This window comes from Streptacidiphilus alkalitolerans (assembly GCF_042511045.1).
Lineage (GTDB): Bacteria > Actinomycetota > Actinomycetes > Streptomycetales > Streptomycetaceae > Streptacidiphilus > Streptacidiphilus alkalitolerans.
On sequence record NZ_JBHEZX010000004.1, the window covers coordinates 126,005 to 141,194 of the forward strand.

A 15,190-nucleotide genomic window follows, 5' to 3' on the forward strand; every position below is an offset into this window, starting at 1 on the left:
CCGGATGAGCAGCAGCACACAGCCGGGCCACTGGGACGAACCCTGGTACCGGGTCCGTACGGAGCACTTCGAGGCCTCATTCCTGCCGAACGCCGGCGAGGACCTGGAGTCTGTGGACAACGTCGACGTCTTTGTGGACCTCAAGGACGGATCCCGCTGGAGCGCGACCATCATCACCCTCGAGCAAGTGGGGATCATCATGGCGAGGTGGGCCGAAAGCGGGGAAGTCCTGGGTGGCCGCTACTTCTGGTGCTCGGACGGCCTGATCGTCCGTGATCCAGGCATCAGCAGCATGACCCAGGTCCTCACCGGCCTGATCGAGTCCGACGAGTTCACCCAGATCCTGCAACGCATCGACGTCTGACCGGTCGTCTCCCAGGCCGGTCGCGGGGTGTCGCGGCAGCACTGCCGTGCGTCGATGCGGATGTGATGATTCCGGTTTCGGATTCGCATCGGCGCCGCCACAGCCTGGCAACGGAGTGTTTGGGCAGCTCAAAGGCTCTTTTGTGGACCCTGTGCGGTTTGGTACAACCTCTCTGCGCACCTCCCGTGGTTCACGCTCAAGGGCGCTCTCCAGCAGTCCGCCCACGCACGAACCGCGAGGCCGCCGCCATGTCCAGGCGCACCCCGTCCACGCCGCCGCTGGTGGCGCTCTTCTCCTCCGGCTACCTCGCCCCGTACCTGCTGCCGACGCTGGTCGGACGGATCGGGGCGGACTTCGGTCTGACGCCCACCCAGGCCGGCGGGATCGGCAGCGCGATGCTGCTGGCCTCGGCCGGGGCCGGGTTCGGGCTGGCCGCGAGGGTTGCCGCGGTCGGCGCCGTTCGGCTCGCCCGGATCGGCCTGGGGCTGCTGGTCGCCGGCTTCGCCCTGGCCGCCGCGGCGGGGGCGGGGGAACTGCCGCTGCTGCTGGCCGGCTGCCTGCTCGGCGGACTCGGCTCCGGGACGGCGACCGCGGTCGCCGCGGCCGGCGCCGCGGCCGGGCGCGACCCGCACCGGGTCTCGGTCCTGGGCCTGCTGACCACCTCGGCGGTCGCCGGGGCCCTCTACCTGACGGTGCCTCACCTCGGCGGCTCGCACCGCCTGCCGTTCGCCTGCGTCGCCGCGTGGGGCGCCCTCGCCCTGTGCGGCACCGGCCGCCTCGGTGCGGGTCGGCCGGGCGCGGGTCGGCAAGGCGCCGCGGCCGTCGCTGGCCGGAGCCTCCCTGCCCGCCAGGCTGGCACCGCCTGTCGGCCCGCCACGGCTGGCCTCGGCGCGGCGGCCTTCCGCCGCCGCCGGCCCGGCGCCGAGGCCGGAACCGCCCGTCAGCCAGTCGCCCGCCGTCCTGCTACCGGCCACCGGCCCGCCACCGCCCGTCGGCCCCGCGCCGCCGAACGGCCCACCGTCGACCGCCGGCCCGGCAGCGCCGACCAGCCTGTCACTGCCCGCCGTCCGCCTCGGCCGGCCCGGGCGGCGGGCGGCGTGCTGGCTGTGGGCATGTTTCTCTGGTCGCTGGCGCAGAACTCGCTCTGGGGGGTCAGCGGCCGGATCGGCCTGGACCGGGCGGGCCTCTCCGAGGCGCTGCTCGGCCTGGTGTTCGCTGCCGCCCTCGGCGCGGGGCTGCTGGGGACCGTCGCCGCGGGGTCGCTGGGCCCGCGGTACGGTCGCGCACTGCCGATCGGCCTTGGCACCGCCGCCATCAGCGGCTGCGTCGCCTTGAGCGCCACCGCGCACAGTGCGCTGCCCTTCGCGACCGGCGAGATCGCCTGGAACTCCGTTTATCCCTTTGTGCTCAGCTACCTGCTTGCCCTCGCGGCCCGGCTGGACGCCGGGGGCCGCTGGGCCGTACTGGCGGGCTCCGCCTCCTCCCTGGGCGTGGCCTGCGGGCCGATCGCCGGGACGCTGCTGGCGGTGCACGCCGGGTTCACCGCGATGGGCTGGGTGCTCGGCTCGGTGCTGCTGCTGGTGGCGCTCCCGCTGGCGGTGGTGGCCCACCGGGCCGGTCAGGTCGCGGACCCGGTCGCGCCCCCGGCCCCAGCCCCGGCCTCCGCCTTGTCCGCGGGCCAGCGGGCTGCTCGCAGGCCCGGCTGGAGCGCGGCCCAGGCGGTGCCGCAGGCCAGGACGGCGGCCAGGACCTCCATCGCGCCCGTGCCGCCCACGTACTGGAGCAGCAGGCCGAGGCTGCCGGTGCCGAGCGGGATGCCCAGGCCCATCACGGTCATCACCGAGGTGAGGGTGCGTCCGCGGACCTCGTCCGGGACCTGGCGGAAGATCAGCACGTCCAGCAGGACGGTGATCGAGGGGATCCCCAGCATCGTGCCGAACAGCACCAGGGCGATCATCCAGGGCCCGCTGACCAGGCCGAGCAGCACGACCAGCAGCACCACCGAGGCCACCACGCCCAGCAGCAGGACACCGGGGCGGAACCGCCGGTGCAGGGTGCGGACCAGTCCCGCGCCGGCCAGTCCGCCGAGTGCCGAACCGGTCATCGCCAAGCCGATGCCCCAGGACGGCGCGCCCTGCTGGGTGAGCCGGTAGACGGCGGCGAGGCTGAGCGGGGCCCCGGACGCGTTGAGGAAGAAGAGCAGCACCACGACCGCGCGGACGGTGCGGTCCCGCCACAGCGCCTTGATCCCGGCGAAGATGCCCCCGTCCTCCGCCCCGGCGACGGACTTGCGTCGGGCGGCGGCCCCCGCGTTGTCGGTGCGGACGACCAGGGCCGAGACCAGCGAGAGGGCGAAGCCGACCGTGCTGAACAGGAACGGCAGCAGCCGGGCCAGACCGTAGAGCAGGCCGCCGAGCGGCGGACCGGCGAGTTCCGCGACGCTGCCCCTGATCTCGTCCTGGGTGAGGGCGGCGGTGAGCTGCTCGGGAGCGACCACGCTGCGCACGGTGAGCATCCTGGCCGCGCCGACGAACGGCTGGGCCGCGCCGACCAGCGCGCCGACGATCATCAGCTGAGTCGGCGTCACCCGGCCCAGCGCGAAGCTCAGTGCGATGCTCGCGGTGGCGAGCACCCGTACCGACTCCGCCGTGACCTGGACCAGGCGGCGGTCGTAGCGGTCGACCAGCTGTCCGGCCGGCAGGCCGCAGAGCACGGTCGCGGCGGCCTGGACGAAGCCGAACAGTCCGGCGGTGGCCGGGGAGCCAGTGAGCGCGAGGATCACCAGTGGATAGGCGATGTCGGTGGCGAAGATGCCGGTCAGCGCGGCGGTAGAGCCGAGCCACAGGGTCTGGAAGCGCCAGTTGCGTCGCAGCGGCGGTATCAAGGTGGCGATGTCGGCGGTGGTCTCGGTCTGGACGGCGGTGCCGGGCATAACAGTCCTCCCCATGGCATGAATGCTCACCCTCTAGAGAGCATTCACTCTTGGGTGAATGATTGCGCATTCGTGAGCAGCTGGCAAGATGGTGAGCCATGAAGCCAACCTCCGCCGTGACTCCCGCCCCGGCCCCCGAGCCCGGCCTGCGGATCGTCGATGACATCGAGACCCTGAAGGCCCTGGCCGACCCGGTCCGGGTGACCATCCTTCAGCTGATGATGGGCCGCACCGGCCGGGGCCTGCGTGGGTGGACCGCCAAGGAACTGGCCGCCGAACTGGGCGAACCGCAGACCAAGCTCTACCGCCACATCAAGCACCTGGAGGAGCGCGGCCTGCTCCGGGTCGCCGAGACCCGGCAGGTCTCCGGCATCACTGAGCAGCGCTATGTCGCCGCCCAGGCCGACCTGCAGCTCAGTCGGGACCTGCTCGGCCGGCCCGACCACGCGGACGACGCCGCCGCGGCCTTCGGCGCCGCGATCGGCAGCTACCGCGACCGCTTCCTGACGGCGTCGCGCACCGGCCGGATCGAGAACAACGCCGAGGCCCCGCCCGAGGAGTCCTATCGGAGGCCGCTGATGGTGCTGGGCGACGTCAGGCTCCCTGCGGAGCGTGCTGTCGAGTTCCGGGACCGGCTGGCCGGACTGGTGGACGAGTTCCTCGAGGGCCCGGACCAGGAGGAAGGGGTTCTGCTGAACGTCCTGCTCGCGGTCTACAGCGAGAGCGAGTCGGCGACCGGCTGATCCGTCGTCATCTCGCCATTCCCCCCCACCCCAATGACCGGAACCGCACCTTTCGGGCACTATGGACCGTCCCAGTTGATCCGGGGGCCAGAGAGGCAGGTGGGATGGACGAGGACGAGGAGGGGCCGCTCACGCACCTGGACGATCTGTTGGACCGGATGCACGGCTTGGCTGATGAGATGCTTGGCCCTTCGCAGGGGCGATCGGGGCACGGGGGAGCGGCGATGGTGGCAGGCGGGCGCGACGGGTGGAACGGGTCCGGCGGGGGCGCAGGCGGGGGCGGCGCAGGCCAGGAGGGGTGGCCCGGGGGGCCTCGGACAAGGGCGGCGGCGGGCGGCGGGCGGGCGTACCTGGCCAAGCAGTACACCGAGGTGGCCGAGGACGCCGAGCAGCGGCTTGAGGAACTGCTCGCCCTGGCCGCCGAGCCGTCCCCCGCCGTGGACTTCGACGCCCTGCGCCGCCCCTACGAGCCGCGTCCGCTCCCTGCCGACGCCGTGGTCGAGCCGCCGCGCTGGACCGACTACGCCCCCGATCCGGGCCAGGCTGCCGCCGGTGCGCCCGGGCGCCCGCTGCTCAGCGGCCCCTACCAGCAGGAACTGGCCGCCGCCCGGCTGCGGCACCAGCGCGCCCTGCGCGAGTACCGGGTCCAGGAGAAGGAGTTGCGGCTCCGGGCCGAGGAGGCCCGGCTGACCCATGAGCAGGAGGAGCAACAGCGCGCCCGCAATGTGCGCGAGTACAACGAGCGGCTGGAGGGCTACCGGCTGGCCTACCAGGAGGGCCGCCCCGCCGCCGTCGAGTCGGTGCTGGAACGCGCGCTGGCGGCGGCCGGACGGCTGCCGGGCCTGGAGGTCCCGGCCCGGGTCTCCTACCGCGAGCTGACCCGGACCGCGGTGGTCGACCTGGTGCTGCCGGGGCCGACCGTGGTGCCCTCGGCGCTGCGGTTCCAGGTCGCGCCGGACGGGGGAGTGGACGCGGTGGAGCGCCCCCGGGCGGAGACCCTGGCCCGCTACCACCAGCTGCTGGCCCGGTTGGTGCTGCGGGCGCTGGACGCGCTGCTCGCCGCGGACACCGAGTCCCGGCTCGACGGGATCGTCCTCAACGGCCGCGCCGTCACCGCCGAGGCGGGGGAGTCCTGCCTGGTCAGCGTGGACGCGCGGCGGGCCGACCTGTTCGCGGGGACGCTGCTCCCGGCCGGCAGCGCCGAGGCGGTGGAGAGGTTGTGCGCGCTGCCCTCGGTGCTCTCCGACGACCCGTTCGGCCCCACCCCGGTGACGCCCTTCGCGATCGGCCGCTCGGGGCCGCCCGCTCCTGAGGACCTGTCACCCGGCGAGTTCACCGCGATGATCACCGAGCTGTTCGAACTGCTGGGCCTGGACGACTGGGACCTGCGGCTGCAGGGCCGGGACGGCCTGCTCGCCGTGGCGCAGGGCGACGGCCGGGAGTTCGCCGACGCCCCCCACGTGGTCTTCGCGGCCCGCCGCCCCTCGACGGTGCGGGCCGACGCGGTGCGCGACGTGGCCGAGGTCGTCGCGGACGAGCAGGCCGACTGCGGGATCTGGGCCACCACCGGGAGCTTCGACGTCGACGCGGTGGTCGCGGCCGCGTCGCTGCCGCAGCTGCGGCTGATCGACGGCGGTGAGCTCCGTTCTCTGGTCCGGGCCCATCTCGGGGCCGAACTGGGAGGGTAATACCGGCCTGTTGCTGTCAGTCTGGTCGCATGGGCTTCGCATTCCTCGACAGATGGCGTACTCGGCGCGACGCGGCCGAGGCCGGCCCGGTCCGCTACGGCGCCGGGACGGACGTACCCGGGAGCCTCGGGGAGATGTTCTCCGAGTGCGCGCTGCTGCGCGAGCGGGCCCTCGACTCGGGGCTGCGGCTGGACGACTCGGCCGCCTCGCTGCGGGCGCTGGACCAGCTGGTCCCCGTCTGGCGGGACGACCCCGACGCCGCCGAGTGGCTCGGCCACGACGCCGGTCTCTACCTCGGCACGGTGATGGTGCGGACGGTGCCGGGGGCCGAGTGGGAGCTGCTGCCGGACGGCAGCCCGAGGGTGGTCCTGGCGAACGGGCGCGAGGTGGACACCGTGGCGATGGGCGAGGCCTGGGCGGCGGAGGGCTCGCCGGAGCTGGCGGCCGAGTACGCCCGGGTGTACAGCGGCTGACTCCCGCTCAGACGGCTCCGCGCCGGCTCCGCGGCGGCTCTGTGGTCGCGGCAGCCCTGCGGCTCAGCCGTGGTGCAGCAGCACCGCGCAGGCGGTCTGCTCCGCCGCGCCGGGGTTGCGGACGGCGATGTAGCCGCCGGTGCCCGCAGGGCAGTCGCTCTCCCTGGCGACCAGGCTGTTCACCCTGTAGTCGGGCGCGTGCGGGCCGCTGCCGTCGCAGGCGGTCTCCTGGACCCGGGTGCCGTCCGCGAGGTAGAGGCAGTCGCCCGGGACGATGCCGATCCCGCCGCCTCCGCCCGGGTCGCCCGGGTGCGGGCCGTGGAGGTTGCGCAGGCAGGCGATTCCGCTGGGCCGCGCCGCCGTCCCGCTGCCACCTCCGCTCCCGTTCGTGGTGGTGAGCTGCAGCGCGAAGTCGGTCGCTGGCGGGCAGGCCGCCACGGACCCGCCGGCCGGGAACCGGCCGACCACCGTGGCCGTGGCGGTCGGGGCATCACAGCGGACCTGCTGGTACGCCCCGGCTCCGGCGGACGGATCGGCGGCGGCGCAGGCGCCGAGCGGCAGGAAGTCCGGCGCGGAGCCGGCGGCGGATTCGGCACCGAGGCGAGCGTCATAGCCGGTGGCGGCAGGCGCCCGGCGGGCCTGCGCCGTCCGGCCGGAGGCGCGCGTGGCCGGGCTCGCGCCCGGCGTGCGCTTCAGTTGCCTGGCGGCGGTCGCCGTCGGACGCGGAGTGGGTCCGGCGGTGGCTCTCGCGGTGCCCGACGCCGTGGCGGTGGCGCCGGACGGGCCGACGGGCAGGGTGGTCGACACCGGCTCGCCCGGCAGGAAACTGACCCGCTGTGAACCGGGGCCGCTCCCGTCCGTCTCGGCGTCCTTGGCCGCGCAGCCGGAGGATCCCAGCAGCAGACCCAGCGTCAGCAGCAGGACCGGGCCCGCCCAGGGGCCGGTATGTCTACCGCTGGTACCGCTGCTTCCGTCGCCCGCCGAGAGGTCACGCATCGCAGCCCCGCCCCCGTCAACCCAGCGGCTGCCCCCCGGCAACCGCACGACCACAGCGTACGCAGCGGGGCCGACCTCGGTAAGGGGACCGGACGGCACTCGTCCGGCGCAGCCCGGGGCGCGCGGGAGCGCGGGGTCGCGCACGATGGTCGGGAGGGCGCGGGTTGGGCCTCTCCGAGGGCGGCGGCGACTGGGCAGGGCGCCGCCGCCCTCCCCCTTCCCGTCCGCTCCCGTTTCGGCCGGCCCTCGTCATTCCTACGGGTGAAGGACCCCCGGCATCCGGTTAAACGACAAGCATTATCATTACCGTGTGCTGGGCGTGACGCACGGGAAAGATCCGGACGCGCGTGGCGGGACACAAGCGAGAGTGAGCGTGCGGGATGCCGGTGCTGGTGGCCGCTGGGGCCTTTCTGATGACCCTGCTGGGCGGTCTGGTCGCCGGAAAGGTCGGGGACAAACGGCACCTGGTGCTGGGCCTGGCCGCGGGTCTGATGCTGGGAGTGGTCGGTTTCGACCTGCTGCCCGAGGCGCTGGAGGCCGCGCCGGGCAAGCTGTTCGGGGTCGCCCAGGGACTGCTGATGTTCGTGCTCGGCTTCCTGGTGCTGCACGTGGTCGAGCGCTCGGTGGCGATCCACCGGGCCCATGAGTCCGAGTACGCCGAGCACCAGCACGCCGGGCACCCGGTCGGGCACTCCCACGGCCGCAGCGAGAAGCTGGGCCTGGCCGCCGCCTCCGCGCTCTGCCTGCACAGCGTCATGGACGGCTTCGCCATCGGCGCGGCCTTCCAGGTCGGCGACAGCTTCGGGACGGTGGTCGCCATCGCCGTCATCGCCCATGACTTCGCCGACGGCTTCAACACCTACACGATCACCAAGCTCTACGGGAACGGGAACCGCCGGGCGCTGATCCTGCTCGGCTGCGACGCGCTGGCCCCAGTGCTGGGCGCCGGGATCACCCTGCTGTTTGTCATCCCCGAGCATGTGGTCGGGCTCTACCTGGGCTTCTTCTCCGGCTTCCTGATGTACCTGGCCACCTCGGACATCCTGCCCGAGGCGCACAGCCCGCACCCCTCCCGCTCCACCCTGCTCTGCACCATCGCCGGGACCGGCTTCATGTGGCTGGTCATCGGCCTCGCCAGCTGACGCCGGATCAGCCCGTATCTGATCAGTTGCTGTCCGATCAGCCACCGGCCGCGACGCCGGTGTCCGGGGCCGGCGCGGAGTCGCGGTGCGGCCACTGCTCCCGGAGCGCCTCCAGCGCCGCCGTGATGGCCGGGCGCCGGGAGGCGTGCTGCCGCCACAGCGCGAAGACCCGGCGGGTGGGCGCCGGGTGCACCGGCCGCGCCACCACCTGCGGCGGCAGCGTCCCGCGGCCGAGCCGGGGCACCAGGCCGAGCCCGAGCCCGGCCGCGATCAGCGCGATCTGCGTCTCGAACTCGCCGACCTGGTAGCGGATGTCCGGTTCCTCGCCGGCCTCCCGCATGGTCCTGATCAGCCAGTCGTGGCAGATGTTCCCGGCCGGGACGCTGGTCCAGGGCCGCCCGGCCAGGTCCCGTACGTTCAGCAGCGGCAGCGCGGCCAGCGGGTCGTCGGCGGGCAGCAGCACGTCCACCGGGTCCTCGCCGAGGGAGAGCCGGGCGACGCCCTCGGGGACCGCCAGCGGGGTGTTGGGCCAGTCCTGGACCACCGCCAGGTCGACCTCGCCCCTGGCCACCAGATCGGCCATCAGGTACGGGTCGCTCTCCAGCAGCCGCAGCTCCAGGTCGGGGTGCCGGGCCGAGAGCGCCGCCAGCACCCCGGGCAGCAGGCCGCGCGCGGCCGTCGCGAAGGCGGCCAGCGACAGCCGCCCTGACACCGCGCCCCGGCGCTGCTCCAGCGACACCTCCGCCTGCTCGACCAGGGCCAGCACCTGCTGGGCGGCGCCGGCCAGCTCCTTGGCGGCGTCGGTGAGCACCACGCCCCGGCCGCGCTTCTCCAGCAGCGTGGTCCTGGTCTCCCGCTCCAGCTTGGTGATCTGCTGGGACACCGCGGACGGGGTGAAGCCGAGGGCAGCCGCCGCCGCGCCGACCGAGCCGTGCACCGAGACGGCGTGCAGCGCCCGCAGGCGCCCGAGATCCATCATGCGGGCGATGCTATGCGCTCGACCCTCAGCGCTGGTTGGCCGCCGCCCGGTAGACGGCGGCGATGCCCGCGCTGAAGTAGGGCGAGTAGGAGATGTCCGGGGTCAGCCCGCCCTCCTGGTAGCCGCCGATGATGCCGACCACCGTGCCGCGACCGCCACCGCTCGCGCCGGCCCCGGTGAGCAGCGGTCCGCCGCTGGTGCCGCCGGGCATGCCGGGGCAGTCGAACTCCAGCTGCGCGGTTCCGAAGCCGCGCAGGGTGCTGTCGCAGTGGACCGGCCGCTCGGTCCTGCTGGGGTAGCCGACGGCGACGGCGGGGCCGCTGCGGGCGGTGTTGAAGGCGATCGCCTCGGAGCCGACCACGTCCTGCAGCTTCCGGCCCTTGGCGCCCGGAGCCACCGTCAGGAACGCCACGTCGAAGTCGGTGTCGCCGTGCAGGGACCACTTGGCGTCGGCGACGACCCGGGTCACCCGCCACTGCCCGTAGGGCTTGACGCCGTTGTGGTAGCCGGGGACGAACACCAGGCCGCTGCGCGCCCGGCCGCTGCCCGGGGCCACCACGCAGTGCGCGGCGGTGACCAGCAGGCTGTGCCCCGGGCTGTCGACCACCGAGGCCGAGCAGAAGTGGTGGCCGAGGCTGCCGCCGGCGCCGGTGGTGAACAGCGCGCCCACCCGGGGTGTGCCGGCGAAGGGCGCCGAGGCGGGAAGGGCGAAAGCGGGACGGGCCGAGGAGGGTCGGGCGGCGGCGGAGGCCGCCGGGACGGAGAGAGCGGCCAGGCCGAGCCCCGCGCTGACGAGGGCGGCGAGCGCAAGCGAACGATGCGTCATATGTACGCATCCTTGGGCAGGGTACGAGCGGTCGCCACCGTCCAGAGGCAAGCGGGTGACGGGATGCTCTGCTCCATTGTTCAGCAACTCTGAACGGATTATTGAAGAACAATTTGCTGGTGCTCAACAATGAAGCCCCGCCATCATCGCCGCATGCCCAAGCACCTCTCCGCCCTGCCGCCCCGTCACCTCGCCCTGGCCGTCGCCGTCGCGGCGGTCTGGGGCGTCAACTTCACCGTCATCGACATCGGCCTGGCGCACTTCCCGCCGCTGTTCTTCTCCGCGCTGCGGTTCCTGGTGGCGGCCGTGCCCGCGGTCTTCTTCGTCGGGCCGCCCAGGGTGGCCTGGAGGTGGGTGCTGGCGGTCGGGGTGGTGCTCGGGGTGGTCAAGTTCGGGCTGCTGTTCATCGGGATGCGGGCCGGGATGCCGGCCGGGCTCAGCTCGCTGGTGCTGCAGAGCCAGGCGGTGTTCACCGCCGTCTTCGCGGCGCTGCTGCTGGGGGAGCGGGTGCGCGGCAGGCGACTGCTGGGGCTCGGCATCGGCGTCGCGGGCATCGCCGTGGCGGCGCTGGACCAGGCCGGCTCCGGGGCCGGCGGAAGCGGCCCGATGGGGGCGTTCGCGCTGGTCGTCGCGGCGGCGGTGGCCTGGGGGCTGTCCAATGTGATCACCCGTCGGGCGGCCCCTCCGGATGTCTTCCGGTGGATGGTCTGGGTCAGCGTGGTCCCGCCGCTGCCGCTGCTCGGACTCTCGCTGCTGTTCGAGGGCGGCCACGCCGACCTGGCCGCGCTGCGGTCGCTGGACCTGGCCGGGGTCGGCTCGCTGCTCTATGTCGCCTGGATCTCGACCCTCTTCGGCTTCGGCGCCTGGGGGTATCTGATGCGGCACCACGCCGCCTCGGTGGTCGCGCCGTTCTCGCTGCTGGTCCCGGTGTTCGGGATGTCCTCGGCCTGGCTGCTGCTGGACGAGCCGATCACCCCGCTGGCCGGCGGCGCGGCGCTGCTGGTGATCGCCGGCATCGGGCTGGCCTCCTTCGGGCCGACCTCCGGCCGGACGGCCGGCGCGGTCAGCCCTGGTGGTGCTCGTGCGGATGGTGGTGCCCGTGCTGGTGGTGCGGATGAGCCCGCTCGTACGCCTCGTCCGCCCCGCGCAGCAGCCGCAGCAGCGCGGCCCGGTCCTCCGGGCCGACCGCGCCGAAGTACTCCTCGGCGACCTGCTGCCTGACCTGGCCGATCCGGTCGACCGTCTGCTCGCCGGCCGCGGTCAGCCGGAGCAGGATCGCCCGCCGGTCCTGCGGGTCCTGGACCCGCTCGACCAGCCCGGCCGTCTCCAGCGCGTCCACCACCGTGGTGACCGAGCGCGGGGCGATCCGCAGCCGCTCGGCGAGCTGGTTCAGCCGGATCATCCGGTCGCCGTGGCCGGCCCCCCGTGCCAGCACCTCCAGGGCGCGCCCCTGGGACGGGTTGATGCCGAACGGCGCCAGCTGGTGGAACGTCCCCCGGCGGATCCGCTTGGCCGCCCGCATGACGGCGTCGGCCAGCTCGACCTCGGCGGGGACGGGGCTGCTCACGGGGGCTCCTGCGGGGGTTCTGGCGGGGGGGGTTCCGACGGGGTTCTGGAGGGGTGGTGATGATGCCGGAGAAAAATAGAGAGCCAAGCTCACATTTTCCGTTAGGCTGTCCTAAGTCAGACTCTACTGGAGGTCAGTCATGCCCCGCTCGGAAGCCCGTGTCAGCACCGACCGCCCGCACCGCTACGCCAAGCAGCTCGCCGCCCACTTCGGCCGCAAGATCGAGAGCAGCTGGGACGAGGAGACCGGGCTCGGCTCGCTCGCCTTCTCCATGGGCACCGCCACGCTCACCGCCGAACCCGGCGCCCTGCTGCTCGCCGTCGAGGGCGAGGCCGGGAACCTCGAGAACCTGGAGAGCGTGGTCGGCCGCCACCTGGTCCGCTTCGGTACCAAGGACGAACTCGTCGCCGAATGGCACCGCGACAGCGGCGAGGCCGGCAGCGTCCAGCGCAACGAGGAGGACGCCCCGGCCCATGCCCCCGGCGGCGCCGCCTGACCCGACGCCGAGCCGAGCCGGTCGGGATCCGACCCGACCGGGCCCCGGCTCAGGCCGGGAGCTGCGCCTCGATCGCCGCGACCACCTCGGCCGCCTCCGGCTCGGTGCGCGGGCGGAAGCGGCCCACGACCTCGCCCTGCGGGGAGAGCAGGAACTTCTCGAAGTTCCAGGTGATGTCCCCGGCCTCGCCGTCCGCGTCGGTCGCCTTGGTCAGCTCGGCGTAGAGCGGGTGCCGGGCCTCGCCGTTGACGTCGGTCTTCTCCAGCAGCGGGAAGGACACGCCGTAGCTGGTGGAGCAGAAGGTCGCGATCTCCTCGGCGGTGCCCGGCTCCTGTCCGGCGAACTGGTTGCTGGGCACCCCGAGCACGGTGAAGCCGCGCGCGGCGTACTGCTGCTGCAGCCGCTCCAGGCCCGCGTACTGGGGGGTGAGGCCGCACTTGGAGGCGACGTTCACCAGCAGCACGGCCTTGCCCCGGTAGGCGCCCAGCGTGGTCGGCTCGTCGGACAGGGTGCGCAGCGGGATGTCGTACAGGCTCATGCGGGACCTCCGTGAGGGAACACAGTCGTGTGTCGGCGACAACAGCACCCTTTCACGAGATCTTCCCGGACCGGGCGGACATTCCGTGCCTGTCGGACCCCGGCGGTACGGTTCCTCTGCATGGTCCGGGCGAAGGGGGATCTGACATGGCGGTTCCGCAGGCGAGCACTCCGCAGGTCCAACTCGCCGAGGTCACCGGGGTGCTGGAGCGGATCACCTACTCCAACGAGGAGACCGGCTACACCGTCGCCAGGGTCGACACCGGCCGCGGCGCGGGCGACCTGCTGACCGTGGTCGGCGCGCTGCTCGGCGCGCAGTGCGGCGAGAGCCTGCGGCTGCACGGCCGCTGGGGCAGCCACCCCCAGTACGGCAAGCAGTTCACCGTCGAGAACTACACCACCGTGCTGCCCGCCACGGTCCAGGGCATCCGCCGCTACCTGGGCTCGGGGCTGATCAAGGGCATCGGCCCGCGGCTGGCCGACCGGATCGTGGAGCACTTCGGCACCGAGACCCTGGACGTGATCGAGCAGCGGCCGGAGCGGCTGATCGAGGTCCCCAAGCTGGGTCCCAAGCGGACCAAGATGATCGCCGCCGCCTGGGAGGAGCAGAAGGCGATCAAGGAAGTGATGATCTTCCTGCAGAGCGTGGGCGTCTCCACCTCCCTCGCCGTCCGGATCTACAAGAAGTACGGCGACGGCTCCATCGGCGTGGTGAAGGAGGAGCCCTACAAGCTCGCCGCCGACGTCTGGGGCATCGGCTTCCTCACCGCCGACCGGATCGCCCAGGCCGTCGGCATCCCGCACGACAGCCCGCAGCGGGTCAAGGCCGGGCTGCAGTACGCCCTGTCGCAGGGCTCGGACCAGGGGAACTGCTTCCTGCCGGAGGAGCAGCTGATCTCGGACTCGGTGAAGCTGCTCGCGGTGGAGGTCGGCCTGGTGATCGAGTGCCTGGCCGAGCTGGTGGTCGAGGAGGGCGTGGTCCGCGAGCTGCTGCCGCCCGAGGTGGACGGCGGGGAGCCGGTCCGCGCGGTCTACCTGGTCCCGTTCCACCGGGCCGAGATCAGCCTGGCCGGCCAGCTGCTGCGGCTGCTGCGGACGCCGGAGGACCGGCTCTCCGCCTTCGCGTCGGTCGACTGGGCCAGGGCGCTGACCTGGCTCCGCGGCCAGACCGGGGCCGACCTTGCGCCCGAGCAGGAGCAGTCGGTGAAGCTGGCGCTGACCGAGAAGGTCGCGGTGCTCACCGGCGGCCCCGGCTGCGGCAAGTCCTTCACGGTCCGCTCCATCGTCACCCTGGCCAAGGCCCGCAAGGCGAAGATCGTGCTGGCGGCGCCGACCGGCCGGGCCGCCAAGCGGCTGGCCGAGCTGACCGGCTGTGAGGCCTCCACCGTGCACCGGCTGCTGGAGCTGAAGCCGGGCGGGGACGCCGCCTACGACCGGGACCGGCCGCTGGACGCCGACCTGGTGGTGGTGGACGAGGCGTCGATGCTGGACCTGCTGCTGGCGAACAAGCTGGCCAAGGCGGTCGCGCCGGGCGCGCACCTGCTGCTGGTCGGCGACGTCGACCAGCTGCCCTCGGTCGGCGCGGGGGAGGTGCTGCGGGATCTGCTCGCGCCCGGCAGCCCGGTTCCCGCGGTCCGGCTGACCAGGATCTTCCGGCAGGCGCAGCAGTCCGGCGTGGTCACCAACGCGCACCGGATCAACGAGGGGGTGCAGCCGATCACCGAGGGCCTGGCCGACTTCTTCCTGTTCCCGGAGGAGGACACCGAGTTGGCCGCCGGGCTCACCGTGGACGTGGTGGCCCGCCGGATCCCGGCCCGGTTCGGGCTGAACCCGAGCCGGGACATCCAGGTGCTCGCCCCGATGCACCGCGGCCCGGCCGGGGCCGGGAACCTCAACACCCTGCTGCAGGCCGCCGTCACCCCGTCCCGCCCGGACGTCCCCGAGCGCCGCTTCGGCGGGCGTACCTTCCGGGTCGGCGACAAGGTCACCCAGATCCGCAACAACTATGACAAAGGGGCCAATGGCGTCTTCAACGGCACGGTCGGCGTGGTCACCGCGCTGAGCCTGGAGGAGCAGCGGCTCACCGTGCTCACCGACGAGGACGAGGAGGTGCCCTACGACTTCGACGAGCTGGACGAGCTGGCGCACGCCTACGCGGTGACCATCCACCGCTCCCAGGGCAGTGAGTACCCCTGCGTAGTGATCCCGGTCACCACCAGCGCCTGGATGATGCTCCAGCGCAACCTGCTCTACACGGCGGTGACCAGGGCCAGGAAACTGGTGGTGCTGGTGGGGTCGCGACGCGCGCTGGCCCAGGCGGTCCGCGCTGTTTCCGCAGGTCGTAGGCATACGGCTTTGGATCACCGGCTGCGGGTCGGCTGACCCGGCTGTCGATCTGCTGTTAAGAAGTGAACGTTCGAAGGCTTGTTTTTTGTGGGTCCTGGCTC

At 73.2% G+C, this 15,190-nt stretch carries 13 protein-coding genes and 2 pseudogenes; 9 read left to right on the forward strand and 6 right to left on the reverse strand.

Annotated features, from left to right (window positions below):
* Nucleotides 1–4 precede the first annotated feature (4 nt).
* Nucleotides 5–364, forward strand: coding sequence for a hypothetical protein (locus tag ACEZDG_RS10145; protein ID WP_380505804.1), 360 nt, complete (start codon nucleotides 5–7; stop codon nucleotides 362–364).
* 248 nt (nucleotides 365–612) lie between these two features.
* Nucleotides 613–1,983, forward strand: a pseudogene (locus ACEZDG_RS10150) (hypothetical protein); the annotation flags it as partial.
* Here ACEZDG_RS10150 and ACEZDG_RS10155 read toward each other — a convergent pair.
* Nucleotides 1,983–3,311, reverse strand: coding sequence for an MFS transporter (locus ACEZDG_RS10155; protein WP_380505807.1), 1,329 nt, complete (start codon nucleotides 3,309–3,311; stop codon nucleotides 1,983–1,985). The pseudogene ACEZDG_RS10150 and the gene ACEZDG_RS10155 sit on opposite strands and share 1 nt — an antisense overlap.
* Nucleotides 3,312–3,394: 83 nt before the next feature.
* Here ACEZDG_RS10155 and ACEZDG_RS10160 point away from each other — a divergent pair, with 83 nt between their 5' ends.
* From ACEZDG_RS10160 to ACEZDG_RS10170, 3 genes are all read left to right on the forward strand, one after another.
* Nucleotides 3,395–4,039, forward strand: a complete 645-nt coding sequence (locus ACEZDG_RS10160; RefSeq protein ID WP_380505810.1) for a helix-turn-helix domain-containing protein — start codon at nucleotides 3,395–3,397, stop codon at nucleotides 4,037–4,039.
* A 224-nt stretch (nucleotides 4,040–4,263) separates the two neighbouring features.
* On the forward strand, nucleotides 4,264–5,727 hold the full coding sequence (locus tag ACEZDG_RS10165; RefSeq protein WP_380505813.1) for a restriction endonuclease: 1,464 nt from the start codon (nucleotides 4,264–4,266) through the stop codon (nucleotides 5,725–5,727).
* A 29-nt stretch (nucleotides 5,728–5,756) separates the two neighbouring features.
* Nucleotides 5,757–6,200, forward strand: coding sequence for a DUF6278 family protein (locus ACEZDG_RS10170; RefSeq protein ID WP_380505816.1), 444 nt, complete (start codon nucleotides 5,757–5,759; stop codon nucleotides 6,198–6,200).
* A gap of 63 nt (nucleotides 6,201–6,263) precedes the next feature.
* Here the strand turns inward: ACEZDG_RS10170 and ACEZDG_RS10175 are convergent, their stop codons facing one another.
* Nucleotides 6,264–7,196 carry a hypothetical protein gene (locus tag ACEZDG_RS10175; RefSeq protein WP_380505819.1) on the reverse strand — a complete coding sequence of 311 codons (933 nt, stop codon included), beginning with the start codon at nucleotides 7,194–7,196 and terminating at the stop codon, nucleotides 6,264–6,266.
* A 380-nt stretch (nucleotides 7,197–7,576) separates the two neighbouring features.
* Between ACEZDG_RS10175 and ACEZDG_RS10180 the strand changes: the two genes are divergently transcribed.
* A complete protein-coding gene (locus ACEZDG_RS10180; RefSeq protein ID WP_380505822.1) occupies nucleotides 7,577–8,338 on the forward strand; it encodes a ZIP family metal transporter in 762 nt (253 codons plus the stop codon).
* Nucleotides 8,339–8,375: 37 nt separating this feature from the next.
* On the opposite strand, the gene ACEZDG_RS10185 is transcribed toward ACEZDG_RS10180, so the two are convergent.
* Both ACEZDG_RS10185 and ACEZDG_RS10190 read right to left on the reverse strand, forming a co-directional pair.
* Complete coding sequence (locus ACEZDG_RS10185) at nucleotides 8,376–9,317, reverse strand: LysR family transcriptional regulator (protein WP_380505825.1); 942 nt, start codon at nucleotides 9,315–9,317, stop codon at nucleotides 8,376–8,378.
* A 25-nt stretch (nucleotides 9,318–9,342) separates the two neighbouring features.
* Nucleotides 9,343–10,143 carry a trypsin-like serine peptidase gene (locus ACEZDG_RS10190; protein ID WP_380505828.1) on the reverse strand — a complete coding sequence of 267 codons (801 nt, stop codon included), beginning with the start codon at nucleotides 10,141–10,143 and terminating at the stop codon, nucleotides 9,343–9,345.
* A 174-nt stretch (nucleotides 10,144–10,317) separates the two neighbouring features.
* On the opposite strand from ACEZDG_RS10190, the gene ACEZDG_RS10195 reads away from it, so the two are divergent.
* Nucleotides 10,318–11,364 (forward strand): EamA family transporter, encoded by a 1,047-nt coding sequence (locus ACEZDG_RS10195; protein WP_380506890.1) that lies wholly within the window; start codon nucleotides 10,318–10,320, stop codon nucleotides 11,362–11,364.
* An 88-nt stretch (nucleotides 11,365–11,452) separates the two neighbouring features.
* Here ACEZDG_RS10195 and ACEZDG_RS10200 read toward each other — a convergent pair.
* A pseudogene (locus ACEZDG_RS10200) lies at nucleotides 11,453–11,665 on the reverse strand (MarR family winged helix-turn-helix transcriptional regulator); the annotation flags it as partial.
* Between the two features lie 184 nt (nucleotides 11,666–11,849).
* Here ACEZDG_RS10200 and ACEZDG_RS10205 point away from each other — a divergent pair.
* Nucleotides 11,850–12,206, forward strand: coding sequence for a DUF2218 domain-containing protein (locus ACEZDG_RS10205; protein WP_380505831.1), 357 nt, complete (start codon nucleotides 11,850–11,852; stop codon nucleotides 12,204–12,206).
* 49 nt (nucleotides 12,207–12,255) lie between these two features.
* Here the strand turns inward: ACEZDG_RS10205 and ACEZDG_RS10210 are convergent, their stop codons facing one another.
* A complete protein-coding gene (locus ACEZDG_RS10210) occupies nucleotides 12,256–12,744 on the reverse strand; it encodes a glutathione peroxidase (protein ID WP_380505834.1) in 489 nt (162 codons plus the stop codon).
* Nucleotides 12,745–12,890: 146 nt separating this feature from the next.
* On the opposite strand from ACEZDG_RS10210, the gene recD2 reads away from it, so the two are divergent.
* Nucleotides 12,891–15,125 (forward strand): SF1B family DNA helicase RecD2, encoded by a 2,235-nt coding sequence (gene recD2, locus ACEZDG_RS10215; protein ID WP_380505837.1) that lies wholly within the window; start codon nucleotides 12,891–12,893, stop codon nucleotides 15,123–15,125.
* Nucleotides 15,126–15,190 lie beyond the last annotated feature (65 nt).